The 22,315-nt window shown below is 43.1% G+C and carries 25 protein-coding genes and 1 riboswitch; of the genes, 19 read left to right on the top strand and 6 right to left on the bottom strand.

Features of this window, described 5'->3' with window-relative positions; all coding sequences use genetic code 11:
* Position 1 precedes the first annotated feature (1 nt).
* Positions 2 to 1,561 carry an apolipoprotein N-acyltransferase gene (gene lnt / locus AWW72_RS17210; RefSeq protein ID WP_062848119.1) on the bottom strand — a complete coding sequence of 520 codons (1,560 nt, stop codon included), beginning with the start codon at positions 1,559 to 1,561 and terminating at the stop codon, positions 2 to 4.
* Positions 1,558 to 2,397, bottom strand: a complete 840-nt coding sequence (locus AWW72_RS17205; RefSeq protein WP_004774169.1) for a CorC family transporter — start codon at positions 2,395 to 2,397, stop codon at positions 1,558 to 1,560. Before AWW72_RS17205 ends, lnt begins: the two co-directional genes overlap by 4 nt.
* A 175-nt stretch (positions 2,398 to 2,572) precedes the next feature.
* Between AWW72_RS17205 and tusA the strand changes: the two genes are divergently transcribed.
* A complete protein-coding gene (gene tusA, locus AWW72_RS17200) occupies positions 2,573 to 2,830 on the top strand; it encodes a sulfurtransferase TusA (protein WP_004774171.1) in 258 nt (85 codons plus the stop codon).
* Between the two features lie 72 nt (positions 2,831 to 2,902).
* Here the strand turns inward: tusA and AWW72_RS17195 are convergent, their stop codons facing one another.
* Positions 2,903 to 4,615 (bottom strand): electron transfer flavoprotein-ubiquinone oxidoreductase, encoded by a 1,713-nt coding sequence (locus AWW72_RS17195; protein ID WP_004774172.1) that lies wholly within the window; start codon positions 4,613 to 4,615, stop codon positions 2,903 to 2,905.
* Positions 4,616 to 4,801: 186 nt separating this feature from the next.
* Between AWW72_RS17195 and AWW72_RS17190 the strand changes: the two genes are divergently transcribed.
* The 5 genes from AWW72_RS17190 (at position 4,802) to AWW72_RS17170 (ending at position 9,242) form a co-directional block, all read left to right on the top strand.
* Entirely contained in the window at positions 4,802 to 5,425 is a 624-nt protein-coding gene (locus AWW72_RS17190; protein WP_062848118.1) for a DUF1285 domain-containing protein, read from the top strand.
* Between the two features lie 44 nt (positions 5,426 to 5,469).
* Positions 5,470 to 6,357 carry a glutamate racemase gene (gene murI / locus AWW72_RS17185; protein WP_062848166.1) on the top strand — a complete coding sequence of 296 codons (888 nt, stop codon included), beginning with the start codon at positions 5,470 to 5,472 and terminating at the stop codon, positions 6,355 to 6,357.
* Positions 6,358 to 6,452: 95 nt separating this feature from the next.
* On the top strand, positions 6,453 to 7,481 hold the full coding sequence (locus tag AWW72_RS17180; RefSeq protein WP_004774177.1) for a DUF4062 domain-containing protein: 1,029 nt from the start codon (positions 6,453 to 6,455) through the stop codon (positions 7,479 to 7,481).
* 70 nt (positions 7,482 to 7,551) lie between these two features.
* Positions 7,552 to 8,568: a ferrochelatase gene (gene hemH / locus AWW72_RS17175; protein ID WP_062848117.1), complete on the top strand. Its 1,017-nt coding sequence runs from the start codon at positions 7,552 to 7,554 to the stop codon at positions 8,566 to 8,568.
* Between the two features lie 29 nt (positions 8,569 to 8,597).
* Positions 8,598 to 9,242 (top strand): MBL fold metallo-hydrolase, encoded by a 645-nt coding sequence (locus AWW72_RS17170; RefSeq protein ID WP_062848116.1) that lies wholly within the window; start codon positions 8,598 to 8,600, stop codon positions 9,240 to 9,242.
* A gap of 57 nt (positions 9,243 to 9,299) precedes the next feature.
* Here the strand turns inward: AWW72_RS17170 and AWW72_RS17165 are convergent, their stop codons facing one another.
* Positions 9,300 to 11,036, bottom strand: a complete 1,737-nt coding sequence (locus tag AWW72_RS17165; protein WP_062848115.1) for a hypothetical protein — start codon at positions 11,034 to 11,036, stop codon at positions 9,300 to 9,302.
* Between the two features lie 426 nt (positions 11,037 to 11,462).
* Here AWW72_RS17165 and pqqA point away from each other — a divergent pair, with 426 nt between their 5' ends.
* From pqqA to AWW72_RS17140, 6 genes are all read left to right on the top strand, one after another.
* Complete coding sequence (gene pqqA / locus AWW72_RS19245; protein ID WP_009514286.1) at positions 11,463 to 11,537, top strand: pyrroloquinoline quinone precursor peptide PqqA; 75 nt, start codon at positions 11,463 to 11,465, stop codon at positions 11,535 to 11,537.
* A 74-nt stretch (positions 11,538 to 11,611) separates the two neighbouring features.
* On the top strand, positions 11,612 to 12,523 hold the full coding sequence (gene pqqB, locus AWW72_RS17160) for a pyrroloquinoline quinone biosynthesis protein PqqB (protein ID WP_062848114.1): 912 nt from the start codon (positions 11,612 to 11,614) through the stop codon (positions 12,521 to 12,523).
* 11 nt (positions 12,524 to 12,534) lie between these two features.
* Positions 12,535 to 13,293, top strand: a complete 759-nt coding sequence (gene pqqC / locus AWW72_RS17155; protein ID WP_155858571.1) for a pyrroloquinoline-quinone synthase PqqC — start codon at positions 12,535 to 12,537, stop codon at positions 13,291 to 13,293.
* Complete coding sequence (pqqD, locus tag AWW72_RS17150; protein ID WP_062848112.1) at positions 13,286 to 13,570, top strand: pyrroloquinoline quinone biosynthesis peptide chaperone PqqD; 285 nt, start codon at positions 13,286 to 13,288, stop codon at positions 13,568 to 13,570. Before pqqC ends, pqqD begins: the two co-directional genes overlap by 8 nt.
* Positions 13,567 to 14,730 (top strand): pyrroloquinoline quinone biosynthesis protein PqqE, encoded by a 1,164-nt coding sequence (gene pqqE / locus AWW72_RS17145; protein ID WP_062848111.1) that lies wholly within the window; start codon positions 13,567 to 13,569, stop codon positions 14,728 to 14,730. The genes pqqD and pqqE overlap by 4 nt, the downstream gene beginning before the upstream one ends.
* Positions 14,727 to 15,788: a dipeptidase gene (locus AWW72_RS17140; protein WP_062848110.1), complete on the top strand. Its 1,062-nt coding sequence runs from the start codon at positions 14,727 to 14,729 to the stop codon at positions 15,786 to 15,788. Before pqqE ends, AWW72_RS17140 begins: the two co-directional genes overlap by 4 nt.
* An 18-nt stretch (positions 15,789 to 15,806) precedes the next feature.
* Here the strand turns inward: AWW72_RS17140 and AWW72_RS17135 are convergent, their stop codons facing one another.
* On the bottom strand, positions 15,807 to 15,998 hold the full coding sequence (locus AWW72_RS17135) for a DNA gyrase inhibitor YacG (protein ID WP_004774191.1): 192 nt from the start codon (positions 15,996 to 15,998) through the stop codon (positions 15,807 to 15,809).
* A gap of 356 nt (positions 15,999 to 16,354) precedes the next feature.
* On the opposite strand from AWW72_RS17135, the gene AWW72_RS17130 reads away from it, so the two are divergent.
* The 5 genes from AWW72_RS17130 (at position 16,355) to AWW72_RS17110 (ending at position 20,721) form a co-directional block, all read left to right on the top strand.
* The gene (locus AWW72_RS17130) at positions 16,355 to 16,999 is read left to right on the top strand and encodes a class I SAM-dependent methyltransferase (protein ID WP_062848109.1); all 645 of its coding nucleotides are present in this window, start codon (positions 16,355 to 16,357) and stop codon (positions 16,997 to 16,999) included.
* Positions 16,992 to 18,194 (top strand): TIGR03862 family flavoprotein, encoded by a 1,203-nt coding sequence (locus tag AWW72_RS17125; protein WP_062848108.1) that lies wholly within the window; start codon positions 16,992 to 16,994, stop codon positions 18,192 to 18,194. Before AWW72_RS17130 ends, AWW72_RS17125 begins: the two co-directional genes overlap by 8 nt.
* Before the next feature lie 118 nt (positions 18,195 to 18,312).
* A complete protein-coding gene (gene dctA, locus AWW72_RS17120) occupies positions 18,313 to 19,575 on the top strand; it encodes a C4-dicarboxylate transporter DctA (protein WP_062848107.1) in 1,263 nt (420 codons plus the stop codon).
* A 78-nt stretch (positions 19,576 to 19,653) separates the two neighbouring features.
* On the top strand, positions 19,654 to 20,064 hold the full coding sequence (locus AWW72_RS17115) for a GFA family protein (protein ID WP_062848106.1): 411 nt from the start codon (positions 19,654 to 19,656) through the stop codon (positions 20,062 to 20,064).
* Between the two features lie 18 nt (positions 20,065 to 20,082).
* Entirely contained in the window at positions 20,083 to 20,721 is a 639-nt protein-coding gene (locus AWW72_RS17110; protein ID WP_062848105.1) for a flavin reductase family protein, read from the top strand.
* Positions 20,722 to 20,737: 16 nt separating this feature from the next.
* Here the strand turns inward: AWW72_RS17110 and AWW72_RS17105 are convergent, their stop codons facing one another.
* Positions 20,738 to 21,070 (bottom strand): HopJ type III effector protein, encoded by a 333-nt coding sequence (locus tag AWW72_RS17105; protein ID WP_004774201.1) that lies wholly within the window; start codon positions 21,068 to 21,070, stop codon positions 20,738 to 20,740.
* Between the two features lie 285 nt (positions 21,071 to 21,355).
* Positions 21,356 to 21,422: riboswitch (Fluoride riboswitch) on the top strand.
* A gap of 133 nt (positions 21,423 to 21,555) precedes the next feature.
* Between AWW72_RS17105 and crcB the strand changes: the two genes are divergently transcribed.
* Together crcB and AWW72_RS17095 are read left to right on the top strand one after the other, a co-directional pair.
* The gene (gene crcB / locus AWW72_RS17100; RefSeq protein ID WP_004774202.1) at positions 21,556 to 21,936 is read left to right on the top strand and encodes a fluoride efflux transporter CrcB; all 381 of its coding nucleotides are present in this window, start codon (positions 21,556 to 21,558) and stop codon (positions 21,934 to 21,936) included.
* Between the two features lie 15 nt (positions 21,937 to 21,951).
* On the top strand, positions 21,952 to 22,281 hold the full coding sequence (locus tag AWW72_RS17095; protein ID WP_062848104.1) for a DUF190 domain-containing protein: 330 nt from the start codon (positions 21,952 to 21,954) through the stop codon (positions 22,279 to 22,281).
* The last annotated feature ends 34 nt before the right edge of the window (positions 22,282 to 22,315 follow it).

Raw genomic sequence — 22,315 nt, 5'->3', positions numbered from 1 at the left:
TTTATCGACGTGATTTAAACGAAATATCGACTTTACGTGGACGGTAAATCCAGCCAACGATCAATAATAGAAGTGAGAAAATCAGGATCGGATAATCGCTTAAGCGGTTATACAAGGTTTGTCCTTGCATGGCAGGCAGTTCACCACGAAGCACTGCTTCCTGATCAATTGGTGCCTGTTTCACAATATGACCGTTCTGGTCGATAAACGCTGTCACACCGGTATTGGTCGCACGAATAAACCAGCGGCCATTTTCTTTGGCACGCATTTGTACCATTTGCAAATGTTGCCAAGGCCCAGCAGTCCCTGTAAACCATGCATCATTTGAAACTGTGATCAAAAAGTCGCTATTCGATGCATTACGGCGGGTTAGGTTTGGATAAGCCACTTCATAGCAAATCGCAGCTGCCAGCGCATGACCTTTAACCATTAATGGCTTCTGGTTCGATTCACCACGAGAAAAACCACTCATGCTGACATCATTCTGCATCGCAGGCAGTACCCATTTCAGCATGCCCGATAATGGAATATATTCACCAAACGGCACCAGACGTTGCTTTTTATACAAGCCATGTGAGTCGCTGCCTGAAGCCATAATACTGTTGTAATACAATGGTTCACCGACTTGCTGTGACTTCGCCATATCCCAATACGGGATACCGGTCACCCAGGCACTGTCTGTTTTCTTGGCTTGCGCATCCATCGCCTCCAGAAACTCTGGAATATCGGTCTGGAACATTGGAATCGAAGATTCTGGCCAGACAATCAGATCTCGACCCCATTCAGCACGGGTCAGCGTGGCATAAATTTCTAAGGTCTTAATCTGGTATTCAGTTAACCATTTCAGGTCTTGAGGAATATTTCCCTGAACCAAAGATACACTCAGTGGTTTGGCTGCTTTCGGTTGTACAAACTGAATAAATCCAGCGCTCCATGCACCTAACACTAGAACTGCGGAAGGCACCGCCCAAAACCAGCGACGATTTAAAATCTCGACCAGCGCACAGGCCAATACGATGACAACGAAAGAAACAGCATAAACACCAAATAGAGGTGCATAACCATCTAATAGGCGTTCAGTGAAGGCATAACCTGCGAATAACCACGGAAAACCAGTGAATACCCAGGTTTTTGCCCACTCAAACAGCACCCATAGCGGTGCAAAAGTAAGCGGCGTCTCTGGGAAAAAGCGACGATATAGCCAAGTCTGAAATGCCGTAAACAAGCCCATTGCAGCCGCCATAAAGGCAATCATCAACACGCTTAAAAAGGCATTAGTATCGCCATAGGTATGGATGGATGTATAGAGCCAGAATGCCCCGACAAACCATAAACCAAAGCCATAGGCCCAGCCGAGCGCAAAGGCCTGACGTGGGCTACGCTGGCGCAATACGGCATAGAGTAATGCAGGCGACAAAATCGCAAGCCACCAGAAATAGTACGGGGCGAGCGCCAAACTAAAGATTGCACCCGAAATGAGTGCAATCAAAAGTGGAAAAATAAAAGGGAGCTGTTTTTGTGGTTGAGACGAATTTAACAGCTTCTCAAAATAGGTTCTCATTGACGGACAGCTCGAATCAGATGAATAGTGCGTGCATCTGCTTCAATAATGGTAAATTGCCAATCGCCAAGCTCAATGGTTTGACCTTGTAAATCGCTCACTAAACCAATCTCTTGCAGCAGTAAACCGCCCATAGTTTCAACTTCATCGTCAGAAAAATCTGCATTTAAAATAGTGTTGAAATGTTCGATTGGTGTAAGTGCCTGCACAATCCACGTATTTGCTGTGGTCGGGTCATTATCTGGAACGATATATAAGGCTTCTTCATCCGCAATATCATGTTCATCTTCAATTTCGCCGACAATCTCTTCAAGAATATCTTCAAGGGTGACGAGACCAGAGGTTGAACCATATTCATCAATCACGATGGCAATATGCGTTTGCGTATTTTTCAGCATACGCAACACCTGATCTGAACGTGCACTTTCAGGCACAAACACAGGCTGGCGCATCAATGAACGAATATCAACTTTGACATTACGCTCAGTTAAAAAAGGTAATAGGTCTTTCGCTAATAAGATGCCCACCACATTATCGCTTTGATCCGCTGAGAATACAGGGAAGCGCGAATGTGCAGAATCGATCAGTACATGCAGAATATCAAGTAATTGATCGTCTTCCTGCAAACTGATGATCGCTGTACGCGGTGTCATGACTTCTCGAATCTTTGTTGCTGGCAGGTCAAGAACACCCTCAAGCATAGCAACAGTATCTGGCTCTAAAAAGCGACGTGAGTCTTGAACTAACTTGAGTAATTCATCGCGGGTTTCAGGTGCGGTACCTAACCATTTTCTTAAGCCACGCATACCCCACGACGGACTGGATTCCTCGACCATGATCTTTCCTAAAGACTCTCTATATCAATTAGATGATTTTCATCATACCGAAGATAAAGCGGATATGCATCAACAATACTATGTAAAAAACGTACAGTTTTCCAAAACAGGCCAGATGATTTTTATATGAGCAGTTTATGCTAAAATGTGAAAATTCGAATATTTGAGTTTTATGATGTCTGAACAACCAAAACTTCCCGCTGTTCAAATCAATACGCGAGGTTTACGTTGCCCTGAACCTGTGATGATGTTGCACCAAGCCATTCGCAAAGCCAAGTCAGGTGAGATTGTTGAAGTATTGGCGACAGACCCTTCAACATCATGGGATATTCCAAAATTCTGTATGCATCTTGGTCATGAGCTGTTGCTCAAAGAAGAAAATCAGGATGAAAACAGCAATACTGAATACCGCTATCTTGTGCAGAAAGGTTAAGTTTTATTGTTAACTTTTAAAGTGCATAGCGCATAAAAAATCCGAGTCTAAACTCGGATTTTTTATTTTGAATTACATATTCGGGTAGTTCGGACCACCGCCACCTTCTGGTGTTACCCAAGTGATGTTCTGTGATGGGTCTTTAATATCACAAGTCTTACAGTGTACGCAGTTTGCTGCGTTGATCTGGAAGCGTTTTGAACCATCATCATTTTCCATGATTTCATAAACACCAGCAGGGCAGTAGCGTTGCGCTGGCTCATCCCATTTTGGTAAGTTCACATCTACTGGAATAGATGGATCAGTCAGTTTTAAATGCGCTGGCTGATTTTCTTCATGTACGGTATTTGATACGAATACAGAAGATAAACGGTCAAAGGTCAACTTGCCATCTGGTTTTGGATAGTTTGGCTTAAACGTTGATGCATCCACTGTTTTCAGTGCAGCAAAGTCTTGTTTAAGATCATGCAACGTGAATGGCACTTTAAGGATATTTTGATCGATAAAGTTAAACGCGCCACCAATCCATTGACCAAACTTGTGCATTGCAGGGCCAAAGTTGCGTGAGTTATATAACTCTTCTTTTAACCAAGAATTGTTATATTTGTCTGTATACGCAGTCAATTCTTTGTCGAAATGATCGTCGCCTTCAAGCACACGTGCAATCGCAAGATCACCACCTTTTGCAACACCCGCAGCAATCGCTTCGAATACTGCCTCACCACACAACATACCTGACTTCATTGCAGTGTGTGAGCCTTTGATTTTTGAGAAGTTCAAGAAACCAGCATCATCACCAATCAAGCAACCGCCTGGGAAAGTGAGTTTAGGTAAAGCATTAAAGCCACCTTTCACAACAGCACGTGCGCCGTAAGAAATACGTTTACCACCTTCAAGGAATTGCTTGATGGTTGGGTGCGTTTTCCAGCGTTGCATTTCCATGAATGGATACATGTGCGGATTTTCATACGATAAATCCACGATCATACCCAAAGTCACCTGATTGTTTTCAGCGTGGTATAACCACCAGCCGCCAGATGAACCTGTTTCAGACAACGGCCAGCCAGCACCATGCATGACTAAGCCTGGCTTATGTTTAGCAGGATCGATTTCCCAAAGTTCTTTAATCCCGATACCGTAGTGCTGTGGATCAGCATCTTTATCAAGATTGTATTTTGCAATCAGGCGCTTACCGAGGTGACCACGGCAGCCTTCAGCGAACAATGTATATTTAGCATGAAGTTCATAACCAGGCGTGAAGTTATGCGTTGGCTCACCATTTTTGCCAATGCCCATATCACCTGTTTGAATGCCTTTTACCGTACCATCTTCATGGTAAAGCACTTCAGATGCAGCAAAACCCGGGAAAATTGAAACTTCCAGCTCTTCTGCTTTCTGGCCTAACCAGCGCACGACATTACCAAGAGAAATGACATAGTTCCCTTCGTTGTGCATTGATTTTGGTACCATCCAATACGGCATTTTTTGCGCTTTGGTATCAGACAATAAGAAATAAGTTTCGTCACCTGTGACAGGGACATTCAGTGGTGCGCCTTCTTCTTTCCAGTTTGGAAATAATTCATTCATGGCACGTGGTTCAAGTACAGCACCTGAAAGGATATGCGCACCTACTTCGGAGCCTTTTTCAACAACACATACAGAAAGGTCAGGTAGGTTGTTTTCAATCGCTAATTGACGAATTTTAATCGCAGCAGATAAACCCGCAGGTCCTGCACCTACGATCACTACGTCAAACTCCATCGCTTCACGTTCGATGTGTTCCATGTAGGACTCCTCATATTTTTAAGGGTGGCAACCGTAATATTGCGATTCGGCGCTGCCATGAGTGTTCTTAATTGCCAAACACAAATGATAGTATGTGCTTGCAAACGTTTGGGATAGTATAGTTTTAAACCTTGATCTCGCCAATTGGCTGAGCGGTCATATTTTCTCGTCAGCAAGGCATAAACTATGATAAATGAAAATGATTCTCCACAAAACTCTTTAGAAAATCAGGGAAAAATCATGTTTTCTGATGATAAAAACTTAATGAACATTGCACAATACTTAAATGATGTACAGCAAAGTCACAAAAGGTCAATTCCGCCTTTAGACCAGTGGCATCCAAAGCATTGTGGCAAAATGGATCTACACATAAAAGCCAATGGAGAATGGTGGCACGAAGGTCAATTGATCAAACGTCAGGCTCTTCTGGATCTGTTCAGTAAGGTCTTGTGGAAAGAGGACGGCAAATTCTACCTCAAAACGCCTGTGGAACAGATTGAAATCCAAGTTGAAGATGAACCATTGTTGATCAATCAGGCGGATCAGGTGCAAATCGAAGGCAAAACCTATCTGCAACTCACCACCATCAATCAGGATGTAATTATTGTAGATGAAGCGCATCCTATTTTTATGCGTGAATATGAAGGTGAGTTACGTCCTTATGTGCATGTCCGTTTTGGTATGAATGCCTTGATCCAGCGTCAGAGTTTTTATCATCTCGTCAACTACGGAACTTTGTCTGAAAATGCGCAAGGTGACACGGTTTTAACGCTAAAAAGTGGTGATTTGGTCTTGCATTTGAGCACCTGAGGTTTAAGCTTAAAAGAGTAAATAAACCAGTGTCCATGTGTAATATGACAGCCGTTCAATCCATGCCTCTTTTACTTGATCCAATGCCACACGCATCTGCTGATGCACCCATTGGTGTTTTTGACTCAGGCATTGGCGGCTTATCGGTTGCACAAGAGATTGCACGACATTTACCAAATGAACGCATTCTCTACTATGCAGATACGGCTCATGTGCCATATGGCGCGCGTTCAGATCAGGAAATCCGTCAACTGACTGCACAGGCAATCGAATGGCTTTACCGTCAGGGTTGTAAAATTGCGGTTGTGGCGTGTAATACGGCTTCTGCTTTTAGTCTGGATTACTTACGCGATCATTATGGAGAACGCTTTCCAATCGTTGGTCTTGTACCTGCATTAAAGCCCGCCGTCATTCAAACTCAATCCAAAGTCGTGGCTGTGCTGGCGACGCCTGCCACCTTCCGTGGACAGCTAATTAAAGATGTGATGGCAAACTTTGCACAGCCTGCTGGCGTCAAAGTGTTGACGGTGACGAGTCTGGAACTGGTGCCATTTGTTGAGGCTGGGCAGCAGATGAGTCCCGCCTGTCTCGAGGTACTACAACAGATTTTACAACCTGTGGTCGAGCAGGGCGCTGACTTTCTGGTCTTGGGGTGTACCCATTATCCTTTCCTGAAAGATGCGATTCGTCAGATTTTTTCTGAAAAATTAAAATTAATTGATTCTGGACAAGCAGTTGCGCGACAAACTGCCTATCTTTTAATTAAAAATGGGTTATTATGTGACAAATTGCGTCATAACATTACCCGTATTCAATGTTATGTCAGTGGTAACAATGCGGTCGAACTAGAACCCGTTCTTCAGCACCTTATACCAGAACAATTAACATGGAAGATTCAAAATCTGGCCGAGATTGAGATAGGAAATCACTAAATCGAGCCATATTTATATATTTATTGGGGTTAGTTGTTAATAAAAAATCAAGATAAATACTTGATATTATTGATCAATGAATTGGGGCCTAGCCTATGCAAGATACTCGTTATCAAGTCTTTATTTCTACCTCTGGCAATGAAATGCAACCAGAGCGAGCGGTTCTCGCACAAACATTAGTTGGCATGGGATTTCTGTCATGGGGGCTAGAACAGCGCACCCCGCTCAGTACGTCGATTGCCCGCCGTCAAATTGATGATTGTGATTATGTGGTGATTTTGCTGGGTAGCCAATATGGCGAACAATCCGTTTCAGGTGTCGGCTATATGCATCTGGAATATATTTATGCCATGACCAAACAAAAGCCTGTGATTGTATTTATGCATGAAGACCCAGAGTCTCGTGATGCCAAATTGCATGATCATAAGCCAGAACTTAAAGAAAAATTCAAAGAATTTAGAAAACAGCTACAACACGAAGTGGATCAGGTCTTTTGTTATCGTACTTTAAGAGATCTGGAGCTGGCTGTACGTTCAAGTATGCCGCAGATGCTAGAGCGTTATCCTGTGGTGGGGTGGGTGCGTCCACAAAATACGCAGGTATTGCGTGATGAAATTGATGCATTACGTGCCAAGGTGAAACAGTTGGAAACGGAACTGGGCAATCGTGAAGCTGATCCGCTGACCAATGTACCTAAAGTTTCGATGCATGAACTTTATTCATTTGAATATCGGATGCATGCCTATCAGGATGGCAATTTCAAGGAAGTGAAGCCACATCGCAAGATGACGTGGGCGCAATTACTGAATGTTCTCGGTTCAGCCTTTGTGATCCCGACACCAGAAGAATATTTTTCCAAGCGGATCAATGAATATCTCAATGAGACAGGTTTGGACGATGCCCGTAAGGAAATGCCAAGGGCGCATGCTGTATCTCGTGCCCAAGTGAATATTCGTGCTTTGCATGAGATCAAATTACAAATGCGTCAAAATGAATGGATTGTGCCAACAGGGCGTGATGACCGTCAGCGTATGTTATGGCAGCTCACCGCAAAAGGACAGAAACTACTGGAAAGTAATATGCTGGATAGCAATCGGGTTTTTCAATTTAAGACCATGCATTAATCCAATTTAGCAAACAGGGCTAAAACTGCTAAAGTAATTGTATGAACCCAATGACAAGCGGATGCGGTCTATGTTAGCGACACAAAAACCAAAAGTGACTGTGATTCTGGCCAATTTAGGTACGCCAGATGAAGCAACTGTGCCAGCAGTACGACGTTTCCTGAAACAGTTTTTATCTGATACCCGTGTGATTGAGATTCCCAAATTATTATGGTGGATCATCCTGCACTTATTTGTTTTGACCTTCCGTCCGAAACGGGTGGCTGAAGCTTATGCTTCGGTCTGGTCGAATGACTCACCGATGCGTGAAATTGTGCTGGAACAAACACTGCTGATTAAGCAACGCCTACAAGAAGAAAATCATCAGTTTGATCTGACGGTTGTGCCAGCTATGACTTATGGTCAACCAAGTATCCATGATGTGCTGGCGCAACTGGCAAAGGATCCACAAGAACATGTAATTTTGCTGCCGTTGTTCCCTCAATATTCAGCGACCTCGACAGCGCCATTATATGATGCGTTTGCCAAATGGATTCCACAGCAACGTCATTTACCCGGTCTGACCATTATTAAGGACTATCATCAACATCCTTTATTTATTCAGGCGTTGGCAGATAGCGTATTGCATTATCAGGGACAACATGGCAAAGCTGAAAAACTGTTGATGTCGTTTCATGGCATTCCCCAACCTTATGCCGATAAAGGTGACCCCTATGCAGACCGTTGCCGAACCACAGCACGTCTGGTGGCAGAAGCTTTACATCTCAAAGAGGATGAATGGGCGATCAGCTTCCAGTCACGTTTTGGCAAGCAGGAATGGGTAAAGCCTTATACGGATCAGTTGTTACAGCAATGGGGTGAACAAAAGGTTCAATCGGTACAGGTGATTAGTCCTGCCTTTTCAGCCGATTGTTTGGAAACGCTGGAAGAGTTGGCGATGCAAAACAAGGAAATTTTCCAGCATGCAGGTGGCGGAGACTATGTCTATATTCCAGCCTTGAATGCGGATCAGACCCATATAGATTTGCTTGCCGGTCTGGTTCAGGCTAATCTTGATGCACTCACTCATACCTTAGCCCATCGTTAAATCGACGCTTTATTTCGCCAGAGGTTTTTATGCTCCAAGTCAAAATTGTCCCTGTTACTGCATTTGCCCAAAACTGTTCGATCTTATGGGACAGTGAAAGCAAAGAAGCGATTTTGATTGATGCGGGCGGTGATGCTGCGGTGCTGAAAAAAGAAGTGGAAGCTTTGGGTCTAAAAGTGAAGGCACTGTGGTTGACGCACGGACATCTTGATCATGCAGGTGCAGTCGGTGAACTTGCTGAAACATGGCAGATTCCCGTGATTGGCCCGCATAAGGAAGATCAGTTCTGGCTGGACATGATTCAGGAAGTCTCGGCGCGTTATGGCTTTCCAATTCCCCAGCCTGTCAAAGTGGACCAATGGTTAGAAGGTGGTGAAGTTTTAAAGCTGGGTGAAGATGAATTTGAAGTGCGTTTTGCCCCAGGCCATACCCCAGGTCATGTGATGTTCTATAACGCCAAACATGGTTTGTTGTGGACAGGTGACGTGTTGTTTAAAGGCTCGATTGGTCGTACAGATTTTCCAAAAGGTAATCACCAGCAGTTGCTCGATTCGATTCAGCGCGAATGCTTTAGCTTGCCTGATGATACCCAGTTTATTTCAGGTCATGGCCCGATGAGTACCATTGGTTATGAAAAGCAATTTAATCCTTTTGTGGCAAGCAAAGCAGGCTAACTGCACCTTTTCGCTTGTGTATAGCAGCGTGTTATACACAAGCCAGCTCCTTGCTGGTTAAATGGTTTCCAGCCATTTTTGATTGGCCAGATTCAAATCAAAGTTCAAACTATTACAAATGCTTTGCAAGTCGAAAGAGGCTTTATCTTCTGGAATCTGAATCAGAATGGGCAGGCGGGTAATGCCATTTTCTCCTGTCGGAAAAGCGTAATGGCGTTCTTTGTGGTTAATTGAAATCAGTGATTCAAATTCTAAATAAACGATCAGAGATGGAAAACGTCGCTGAATCCGCATGATTTCCTGATGTGCATCTTTTTTAATTTGTGCTGTTTTAAGTTTTAGCTTGAGAATATTGTCTTTTATTTTTTGAGGTTTATTCATAAGTTTACTCAGAAATGAAGCACTTTGTTTGAGCTGGCGCTGATTTTCTTTTAATTCCGAAAAAGCATCTTTGTATTCCTGTAGCGAGGCCAAACTAATGTCTTTGAGAATATTGGTTGGCTCTAGCGCTTCGGCATGATGTTTTTTCCATTCCTCATACGAAAACACCGTGAACACATCCGAATGCCGTTTCTGTAGCAAGGTGGCATAAGATTTGAGCCGGGCAATAAACAGATTAACCTGCTTATTAAAGATCAAAGAAGGCTGTGACTGGAACTCGATAAAATGGCTAATCAGATCATCCAGCGTGTGTTTGACACTTAAATAGAGATAATTACATTCATCTCGATGATGAACTGAATGCTTCAGCGCTTCGGCAACAGGTTCAAGAATATTGCTATTGAGTTTCTGTTCAAAATCAATCAGTCGTTGTTCTACCAGCTTTTCCATAAATACCCCATTGGGTTGCAGAGGCTCTCGCAGGAATGGCACTAGGGTTTTGCTGGTATACAGTTCAATATTGCGCACAATATCTGAAACATACTGGTTAACAGGCTTATCAATCGTAATGATTCGGCTGATTTGCCACTCGAATTGTTCATGATGGTTGATGTCTTCGATTTTATCTAAATGCAGAATCGCTGAATTCACATAAATATTGTCACAGCCTTCAAATTTTTCTTCTTGTAAGAAACGTCGAACTGAAAAGGTATTGACCATCCCTTCCTTGCTCGGCGCCAAAGCAAAAATATATTTGGAGGTTTTCACGATATCCAGTTGTCGGGATTTTTGTTGTTTATACAGAAAATATTTCAGGATATGAGGTTTTTCTGCTCTGAGTTGATGCGAACGCAAAAGGTTAAAAGAATATTTTAATAACTGCTGTTTGAGAAAAACCTCTGTCATAAAGGTTTTAATGATGTCGGTATCAATATGTCGCTGATTTTCAGGCAGGATGATCTTTTCTTTTGCCAGAATAATCTGCGCTGCTGCATAGATAAATTCTTTTAGAATCAGTTTCTTTTGCTCTTGTAGATCAAAGTCGTCTTCGGTTTCAATGGTATGAATCTGGCTCAGGATATTTTCCAGATAATCTGAAATTTCATAAGCATGCTGATAGCTTCTTAATTTTTCTAGGGACGCTGCAATTTTTTTCACTAACACTTTGATTGGAGCGATATAAATTTTCTCAATCAGAATATCAAAGTCGTGTTTAGCCAAACAGGAAAAGCTGTTGTCCTTTCGGTTCCAGTGAATTTTTTTGAGTTGCAGCACCTGCTGGGAAATTTTTTCGCAATGTTCAGGGGTATGTTCTGAAAAAAGTGTGATCAGTGCCGTTTGCCAATCAGCATCCAGATTGGGATCAATTTGTGTCGCCAAAAGCTTGAGCTGATAAGAAATATCGTTATTCATTTTTACATCCTGGTAAATTTAAATCTTTTTATTGAACAAGCTGATGCCACATAAATCGGTGCGAAACTGGATCAGAACAATGTATAAGTTGTAATGTGTAGTTTGGTCTTGTTATTCAATCCTACAGTTGTCACTAGATTTGCATAAGGTCATGAAAAAGTAAATTACTGTGATGTAAATCACATATTTAAAATGTGTAAATTTTTATTAAGAATAGCGTTGTCGGTAGACAATTTTTAAGCAGAGAGACTGAATTTGAGTATGACTTACCGAAATTTAGCCAAAACTCACAATTATCGAACAATATCTTGGGCAGGGTAGGTCTACAAAGCGATTATTTTTATTTAGAATCAGGTGTGAAACGCTTTATTCATGTTGAACTAATTGCTTAATTTCACCTGATGAAAACCAATTGGAGACGATTTCATGCAATGGACTAAACCTGCTTTTACTGATGTACGTATTGGTTTTGAAGTGACCATGTACTTCGAAGTACGTTAATCATTCCGATTCAAATTCAAGATAAGCCCTAGTTATGCCTAGGGCTTATCTTTTTCTAACAAGAAATTAAATCTATGTATATTCATGTTCTAGGTTCGGCTGCTGGCGGGGGCTTTCCCCAGTGGAATTGTAATTGCCCAAATTGTCATGGCGTGCGTACGGGTAAGATTCAGGCTAAGGCACGCACACAATCCTCAATCGCGATTTCTGAAAATGGCATCGATTGGGTGCTGCTCAATGCTTCGCCAGATATTCGTCAGCAATTATTTGATTTTAAGGCAGCTCAGCCTGCGCGTAAGTTACGTGATACTGGTATTCGTGATGTGATCCTGATGGACAGTCAGCTGGATCACACCACTGGACTGCTGACTTTACGTGAAGGCTGTCCAATCAAGGTCTGGTGTACCGATATGGTCTATCAGGATCTGACCACAGGTTTCCCTGTATTTAATATGTTGAAGCACTGGAATGGCGGTCTGCAATATCAGCAAATCGATCCTAAACAGGCATTCAAGATTGCAGGTTTTGAAGATCTGGAGTTTATGCCACTGATTATTCAAAGTGCTGCACCGCCGTATTCACCTCATCGTCACGATCCGCATGAGGGCGATAATATTGCATTGATCATTCGGGATCATAAAACACAAAAACAGTTGTTCTATGCACCGGGTCTTGGAAAGATTGATGAACAGATCATGCAGATCATGCGTGATTCAGATTGTGTCATGATTGATGGTACGCTCTGGACGGATGATGAAATGCAACACACCGGTGTTGGTAGCAAAACCGGACGTGAGATGGGGCATTTATATATTAGTGGCGAGGGTGGTTCATTGTCTTATCTGAATCAGCTCAGCCGCCCTAAAAAAGTGTTGATCCATATCAATAATACCAATCCGATTTTAGATGAAAACTCGGCTCAATGTGCTGAACTTAAAGCCCACGGTGTTGAAGTCGCCTTTGATGGCATGCAGATTGAACTTTGAGGTAAATGATGATGCCAATCGCTGATGTATTAAGTGTCGAACAGTTTAAGCAGGCCATTCTGGATAAAGGGCAGTATTACCATATTTATCATCCTTTTCATGTGATGATGTATGAAGGTAAAGCCACCCAGCAGCAAATACAGGCTTGGGTTGCCAATCGTTATTATTATCAAATCAATATTCCACTGAAAGATGCGGCGATCATGGCCAATTGTCCAGATCAGCGTGTACGTCAGGAATGGATTCAGCGGATGATTGATCAGGATGGTGAATATCCTGATGGTGGTGGGCGCGAAGCATGGTTACGTTTGGCCGAAGCCGTTGGCCTGACCCGTGAGCAGGTGATTTCAGAAGAATTGGTGTTACCCGGCGTGCGTTTCGCCGTGGATGCTTATGTCAATTTTGCTCGCCGTGCTACATGGCGTGAAGCAGCCAGCAGCTCATTGACCGAATTATTTGCCCCACAAATTCACCAGTCCCGTCTTGATTCATGGCCGCAGCATTATCCGTGGATTAATGATCAGGGGTATGACTATTTCCGTTCGCGTTTAAGTCAGGCACGTCGCGATGTGGAGCATGGTTTGAATATTACACTGGACTCATTTACCACGTATGAACAGCAGCGGCGTATGCTGGAAATCCTGCAATTCAAGCTGGATATTCTTTGGAGTATTCTGGATGCACTGACTTTGGCCTATGTGCATGAGCAAGCGCCGTATCATACCGTGACCACACAACCTGTCTGGCATAAGGGGTTATTTCGTGACTAATGCAGAATTTGATTTAAACCTGATTCCGACTTGGCGACAAGGTTACCGTTTTCAGTTTGAGCCTGCACAAAATGCTTTTGTGATTTTATATCCAGAAGGCATGATCAAGCTGAATGACAGTGCTGGAGCGATTGGACAGCATATTGATGGGCAGCAGAATGTTGCCACCATTGTGGCCTTGTTGAAACAGCAGTTTGGTGACATTGCAGAAATCGAGCAGGATGTGGTCGACTATATGCGCGTTGCGCAGCAACAATACTGGATTGATTTGCGATGACCGAAGGCGTTGGTTTACCCCTCTGGCTTTTGGCGGAGTTGACCTATCGTTGTCCTTTACAATGTCCTTATTGTTCGAATCCTCTGGATTATGCCCAGCATAAAAATGAACTGAGCACGCAACAATGGTGTGATGTGTTTGATCAGGCACGGCAGATGGGCGCGGTGCAACTGGGCTTTTCTGGTGGGGAACCGCTGGTTCGGCAAGATCTGGAACAACTGGTTGCGCATGCGCATCAGCAAGGTTTTTATACCAACTTAATCACCTCGGGAATGGGCCTGAATGAGCAGCGTATTGCTCAACTTAAACAGGCTGGACTGGATCATATCCAGATCAGTTTTCAGGCCAGTGATCCTGTAGTCAATGATGCTTTGGCTGGTTCAAAACATGCCTTTGAACAGAAATATGAGATGTGCCGTCTGGTCAAGCAATATGGCTATCCGATGGTGCTGAATTTCGTGATTCATCGACATAATATCGACCATATTGAACAGATTATTGAGCTGTGTCTGGAGTTGAATGCTGATACGGTTGAACTGGCAATCTGTCAATTTTATGGTTGGGCTTTTTTAAACCGACAGGGTTTATTGCCTACGCAAGAACAGTTGACGCGTGCCGAACAGGTGACTAATGCCTATCGAGAAAAACTTCGCCAGCAGAATCATCCGTGTAAGTTGATCTTTGTGGTGCCTGATTATTATGAGGAACGTCCCAAAGCCTGTATGAATGGCTGGGGTAAAATCTTCTTTACGGTGACGCCTGATGGCACGGCATTGCCATGTCATGCAGCACGTCAGCTACCGATTGCGTTTCCCAATGTGCGTGACCAATCTTTATCAGATATCTGGTACAGATCCACTGGTTTTAACCATTTCCGTGGCGATGCATGGATGCCAGAAAGCTGTCGTAGTTGCCCAGACAAACAGCGGGACTTTGGCGGCTGCCGTTGTCAGGCCTATATGCTCACAGGTGATGCTGCCAATGCTGATCCTGTGTGTGGTAAATCCAGCGATCATTATCTAATCGAACAAGCACGCCGTGACAGTGAACAGGCTTCATCCCTTGCGCAACTGGTATTTCGAAATAGCAAGAATTCAAAAAAAATGGCACTTCAGCAAAAAATTCCTGTGCAAAGCATTACGGGCGAATCCTCCTCATGATGCATGGCCTGAATCACGACAAAGTTGTAGTTTTCGATGGTCATAATGATCTGCTGACACGGTTGTGGCTCAGCGATCAAGCGGATCCCGTACAGGCCTTTATTCATGAACAGTTGTCTGGACAACTGGATTTAAAGCGCTGTCAGCAGGCAGGATTTGTAGGCGGCATGTTTGCAATTTTTCTACCGCCATTTGCTTATGTGAAACAACATCATCCCGATAAGCTCGTGGATAAAAATGCCGAAGATTTCACTCAACAGCAGATTGAGCAGATCTGTCTGGCGCAACTCGAGCTGGCACAGCAGATGGTGCAATCTTCTGAGCAGATTCAACTGTGTACCTCGGTGCAACAGATTCAAGACTGCCGTACTCAAGGTCAACTGGCCGTGGTGCTACACATGGAAGGGGCGGAAGCTTTACAGGACAACCCTGACTTGCTCGATGTTTTTTATCAGGCCGGGTTGCGGAGTATTGGCCCCTTATGGAACAGGGTGAGCCAGTTTGGACATGGTTTAAATGCCCGTTTTCCTCATTCACCCGATACAGGTGCAGGCCTGACCATAGCAGGTAAAGCCTTATTAAGACGCTGTGCAGAAAAGAAAATGGTGGTAGATGTATCGCATATGAATGAACGTGCATTTTGGGACACGGTCGATATTTTGCAGCAACCGATTGTCGCCACCCATTCCAATGCACACGCTTTATGTCCCCAAGCACGTAATCTCACTGATCCACAACTCAAGGCAATTGCTGAGAGTGGGGGCATGGTCGGGGTCAATTTCGATGTGGCCTTTTTACGCGCCGATGGACAGCGGAATGCGGACACGCCACTTGAACTGATTCTGGATCATCTGGAATATATGATGGATCGTCTTGGAGAAGACCATATTGGCTTCGGCTCAGATTTTGATGGCGCGCTGATCAGTACAGAACTGCAAGACGTTACGGGCTTAGCGCAACTGATTGCTGCGATGCAACAGCGCCATTACTCAAAAGAATTGATTGAGAAAATCTGCTGGGGCAACTGGCTCAATGCGCTGAACCGAATCTGGACTTAGCACATGAGTAGAAGATGATTAATCCTCATAATCATCTTCGTGGCGTTTCATCTCTGCTTGTGGTGTATCTTGCGTTGGTAGTTTGTATTCATCACTGGCCCAGGCACCGAGATCAATCATCTTGCAACGTTCTGAGCAGAATGGACGAAACGCATTACCTTCCCAAGTGCTGGTTTCACCACAACGCGGGCAGGGAAATGTACGTGGCATAGAAAATTCCTAAAACAAAGAGGGTTTGTTGACATTTCAGCCATGCATTGCGTTATTAGCTAAAACGACATAAACAAGGCATGAAACGTAGACAATGGCGATCCCCTTGTCAAGTTTCATAACGAAGTTTAGGGAGGTTTTAGCCATAACCCTATGGGACAGGAGCATTTTTTGCTGCTACTGTGTTATGCCTTATTCATTTAGAATAGCTAAACTTCATAAGTCATGCCTTGTATCAGCTAAAAAATGCTCTCTGTCGCAAGCATTTGTGAAATGTTAATAAACCCTAAATAGATTAGGCAAAAGTAAGGTGAGTTGTTAGACTTATGCCGATTTCTAGATAGTTTGATGAGATTATGTCGATTCGTCAATTTCAAGCACAACGTATGCAAGCCCCTCGTGATTTTAAGACCATTTCTAACACACCGATTTGTGTGGAAATTGGTGCTGGAAAAGGCAAACATGCCTTGTTATTTACGGGACAAAACCCGCAAACCACGTTGTATGCAATTGAGCGAACCAAAGAAAAATTTTTGGCGATGCAAAAACAGCATCAGCTGGAAGCTCGGGAATATTTAAATCCTATTCATGCCGATGCTTTGCCCTGGGTCGTGCATGCCTTGTTCCCGGCACAAGTACAACAATTTTTTATTCTTTATCCGAATCCAGAACCACATAATCCAGCGCAGCGCTGGCTCAATATGCCATTTTTCGAATTCCTGCTTTCTCGCCTTCAGCCAGATGGAACCATTACCTTAGCCAGTAATATTCCAGAATATATTGATGAAGCAGAGCAACAACTGATTGAAGTATGGAAATTACCTTACGAAAAACAAAAAATTGCAGCGGATTCAGCTCGAACGCATTTTGAAATCAAATATCTGGAACGTGGCGAACTTTGCCAGCAATTGATCATTCGTAAGCCAAAAGGTTACGCAACTCGTTTTGATGATTTTGCACCGTTGCAAGGTCAAAATATCCAAGAGAACCGCGATGCCTAAGCGTGTTGCCATTATTGGGGCAGGCCCAGCAGGTTTGATGGCTGCTGAGGTGTTGAGTCAATATGATTATGAAATTGACGTGTTTGAGCAGAAACCGTCGGCTGCACGCAAGTTTTTAATGGCAGGTAAAACAGGTTTAAACATTTCCCATGCTGAGCCTGTTGAGGCTTTTATCCAGCGTTATGACCAGACACAATGGCTGGGACCTTGGGTCAAGCAATGGGATGCACAATGGATTCAGAACTGGATGCAAGGTCTGGGGATTGAATCCTATGTTGGCAGTTCGGGACGCGTCTTTCCTGTAGAAATGAAAGCAGCGCCGTTACTCCGTGCATGGTTAAAGCGGTTGATGAGTGCTGGCGTAAAATTTCATTATCGCCATCGTTGTGTGGATTTATCCAATAATCAACTCACTCTGGAAACTCAGACGCAACGTTTTAGTGCCAGTTATGATGCGATTGTACTGGCCTGTGGTGCGGTGTCATGGTCGCAATTGGGCAGTGATGGTGCGTGGCAACAATGGCTCTCAAAAAATGAAATCGCGCCTTTTCAGGCCAGCAATGCTGGTGTTTTGAAAACATGGTCGCCGTTTATGCAAGAATGTTTCGGACAACCGCTTAAGCGCGTCAATGCATGGGTATGGCCTGAACAGCAAACGCATGGCGATATCATTATTACCCATTATGGTTTTGAGAGTGGCGTGATTTATAAATTGGGTCGTGATCTCAGAGCACAGCTTGCCCAGCAGCAATCTCTACAATTACAGCTAGACCTACTGCCAGATGTCAGCGTTGAGCAATTAGAAAAGAAATTACAGGCGAATAAAAAACAGTCTTTGACCAATCTTTGGCGTAAAGCAGGATTGGACAATGTCAAAATTAATCTGCTTCGGGAAATCGTCGAAAAAAGCTTATGGTCAGATGCCAAGCAAATGGCACAGCAGATCAAACAGCTTCGTATTCCCTTAGCAGGCTTTCGCCCGATTGAGGAAGCCATTAGCTGTGCGGGTGGGGTGAAGCAAGAGGTGTTATCTCCACAACTTCAATTACACTCAAACCCTTATGTATTTTGCTGTGGTGAAATGCTAGATTGGGATGCACCAACGGGTGGCTATTTGCTGACAGCTTGCTTTGCAACTGGGCGAGCCGCTGGAGAAGGTGTACATCACCGATTAGAATGTACCCCGACAAGATAATGTTTTTTAAAGCGTTATTTAAAATTTCTATATTTTTCATGTTCTAAATCATCTTATTTTTATCTATTGGCGAGTTTTTTGCAGTGTTGATATTTATCTTTTTATTGATGAATGTTCAATGTTGCAAAAGTTCAAGTCCAGCCTATTTGCTCAAGTTGTTTTTGCATTAATTCTCGGTATTGTTATTGGGATTAGCTTTCACGATTTTTCTTTAGCTTTAAAACCATTCGGGGATGGCTTTATTGCGCTGATCAAGATGTTGATTGCACCTATTGTTTTCTGTGTGGTCGTTCTGGGAATTTATGGCGCAAATGACATTAAAAAAATGGGAAAAGTTGGTGCAAAAACAATTTTATATTTTGAAGTGGTCACCAGTATTGCACTGATTTTGGGGATTGTGGTTGCCTATATATTCAAACCTGGTGTCGGGATGAATATTGATGTCACCAAGCTAGATGGCAAAGATTTAAATGTTTATACCGAACGTGCACATAGCATCAGTTCTGGATCAGATTTTTTACTCCATATTATTCCTAAAACATTTGTAGATGCGTTTGCCCGTGGTGATATTTTACAGGTTCTGTTGATTGCGATTTTATTTGGTGTCGCCTTATTACTGATCCCAAAACATTTAGCAGAACTGGTTTGCAAGGCAATTGAAGCATTTTCTGAAGTGTTTTTTAAAATGATGGCTTTGATTATCCGTCTGGCTCCAATCGGAGTGTTCGGTTCGGTTGCGTACACCACTGCAAAATTTGGAGTGGATTCGCTGATCCAGCTTGGTTATTTAGTCTTGTTATTTTATGTGACGTGTACTCTATTCGTACTGATTGTTTTGGGTGGAATTCTGAAGGTTGCAGGTTTAAATATATTCAAATTTCTCAATTATTTTAAAGCTGAGCTTTCCATCGTATTGGGAACAGCATCTTCTGATTCTGTATTGCCACAGATCATGAAAAAGTTGAAAAATTTAGGCATTCAGGATTCGACGGTAGGCTTGGTGATTCCTACGGGTTATTCTTTTAATCTGGATGGATTCTCTATTTATTTAACCCTCGGGGTCATCTTTATTGCACAAGCCTGCAATATCGATTTATCCATGCATGATCTACTCGCAATTCTATTGGTTTCTTTAGTGACTTCAAAAGGTGCACACGGTATTCCTGGTTCAGCTTTAGTTATTTTGGCGGCGACCTTATCCGTCATTCCAAGTCTTCCAACCATTGGTTTGGTTTTATTGTTGTCGGTAGATTGGTTCATTGGAATTGTACGTGCTTGCACAAACTTGATCGGCAATTGTGTGGCGACGGTTGCAATTGCGCATTGGGAAAAGGATATTGATCATGCCCGTGCTCAAAAAGTATTAGACCAAAAAGTCTGAATAAATAGGATTTGTAATTTGCATGGTGACAAGATCTAGCCTATATTTTTAGTGGAAAAATCATCCAAGGAATGACCAATGTCTCAAGCTTCACCCGTGTATCGTGGCAGTTGTTTATGTAATGGAATTCATTATGAGATTCATGGTGAAATCGGCGAGATCGTACAATGTCATTGCCAGCGTTGCCGTAAAGCCAATGGTACGGCCTATGCCACCAATGCACCCGTAAGCAGTACAGCATTTAAAATTGTACAAGGTGAAGCGCTAGTTAAAAAGTTTGCGGCATCTGGGGTGTATCGTTGGTTCTGTGGTGAATGTGGTTCTCCATTGGTCAGTTCACGGGATGCGCAGCCTGAGCTTTATCGTTTAAGAATCGGAACTCTGGATACACCATTAAAGCAAAAGCCAAGCATGCATATTTTCGCTGCTTCCAAAGCAGAGTGGGATTGTATTGCGGATGATTTACCTCAATATGCTGAACGTCCTTAAATTGGATGTATTTTTACGATGATTTTTGAAACCTCAGCGTTAGAAGCAAATGATATCTATCGCTTATTGGTCGGTGGAATTTCGCCTCGACCGATTGCCTGGATTAGTACACTCTCCAAAGAGGGTGTCGCCAATATTGCACCTTATTCATTTTTTAACGTTGCCAGCTGTAATCCACCTATTTTATGGTATTCACAGGTCAACCCCAGAAATGGGCAAGATAAAGATACCATTCGCAATCTGATGGATACACGAGAGTGCGTGGTGCATATCGTGAATTCACAATTGCTGGAAAAGATGAATTTATCCTGTACTTTATTGCCTCCAGCGCAAAGCGAATTTGAGTTTGCCGAGATTGAGTCTGAGCCAAGCCATTCGGTGGTCGCTTTATCTGTCAAACATGCGCCGATTCGTTATGAATGTCAGTTAAGAGAGGTTCTGCAACTGAGTACGCTTCCATCGGGTGGTACGGTGGCTTTGCTGGATGTGAAATCAATCTATGTTGATGATCGACTTTGGGATGGACAGATGATTGACCAGCAACAACTGGATAGTGTTGGCAAAATGGGTGGTGATTTTTATAGTTTAACCACCGATCTACGAAAACTTGCCCGACCGGTCGTGTCATCCACTGGTGAGCATAAAAAAGGAGGTTAAATACCTCCTTTTTCTATTATTTGGCAGTTAAAGCTTCACCTTCGAACTTAACGCCATCCCAGCCATTTTGCATAAACTGACGGATATTTTGATGGTCTGTTGCTTCAGGCGTTGCCAACACAGAAGCATAATGTTCTGCAAATAAACTGAGTGTGTCCGCTTGATTTAAGCCTTCAATTTTAGCAAAGCTGAGTACTTTGGCACTGCCTTGGTTTTCAGTCGCAGCATTAGATTGCGTGCCGTTCTGGAATGCAGTTGGGGTATGTTGATAACGCGCTTCGATAAATGCCAATACATCTGCAAACTTTGCCGAGCCATCTTTGAGTTGTGCCAATAAGCTTTGAGTCATGTCTAAAATTCCATGTTGATTGAATCAATAGCAGCATCATAACATTGAAAATGCAGAAGAGAAGTCGTTGGTGTATTCGCCGTTTATGTGCAAATTCGTCATTTATGTATTGATGAATAATGTATAGGCACAAGCCTTTGTTTTTGTCGTACTCGCCTTAGAATTTGATGGGGCTGGGGAAAAGTTTTAGCAACATCTGGCTGAATTGTGGATAACTTCATGTTTATACACAGTGCAATTCTGCTTAAAAAAGAGCGATTGAGTTGCCTAAAAAATATGTTATTTTAGAGCAAAGGAGATGGCATTCCTCCTATTACAAACCGCCAGAATGGCTAATGATGCCTACGTTACCCTGAACAGGGGACGTAGGTTCGTGCGTGCTCTGTTCCCATTTTTGGAGTTCGCCCATGAAAAATTTTCAGAATAATTGCTATACATCCATGTCTCATTATTCTTTCGCTCCAACTCTGTTCTTGGAGTAAATCATGTACTATCCATTACTTTCAATTGCTTTAGGCTCGGTATTAGGTGCATGGTTGCGCTGGTTTCTGGGTTTAAAACTCAATCCTATTTTCCCGAATATTCCTTTGGGTACAGTCACGGTCAACTTTGTCGGTGGCTTTATTATTGGTTTTGCCATTTCATATTTTTCTCAAAGTTCACTCAGTCCCAATTATAAACTGTTTGTGATTACAGGCTTTTGTGGCGCGCTCACAACATTTTCGACTTTTTCTGCCGAGATTATTGCCTTATTACAAAGTGGTAAATTGGGCTATGCCTGTGCAGCAATCGTGATTCATGTGGTTGGATCGCTATTGTTTACTATTCTGGGAATGAGCCTGCATCAATGGCTCAGTGCTGCATAATTGGGAGTCATCGTAATGAATGGATTTTTAATTACCTTTTATACCGCACAAAATCGTTCCTATCAGGGACAGCCGATCAGTGAATGGCTATTGGCTGTTGCCAAACAGATGAATTTACGTGGGGCGACGGTATTGGCTGGACTGGAAGGTTTTGACCATCAAGGCCTATTTCATTCTGCCAGTTTCTTTGAATTGGCGGATCGACCTGTGCAGATTCAATTTGCGGTAACAGAGCAACAGGCGACTGAATTATTGAGCTATCTCAATGCTAAAGAGATTTCACTATTCTATGTGAAAACACCGATTGAGTTTGGTGTGGTGGGACAGCAAAAGACAGATTCCTGAGGCTGGAATCAAGACATAAAAAAAGAAGTCTAAG

Source organism: Acinetobacter sp. NRRL B-65365, from assembly GCF_001605865.1.
GTDB classification, from domain to species: Bacteria; Pseudomonadota; Gammaproteobacteria; order Pseudomonadales; family Moraxellaceae; genus Acinetobacter; species Acinetobacter vivianii.
The sequence above is the reverse complement of the archived record's forward strand: the minus strand, read 5'-3'. Positions and strand labels throughout refer to the sequence as shown.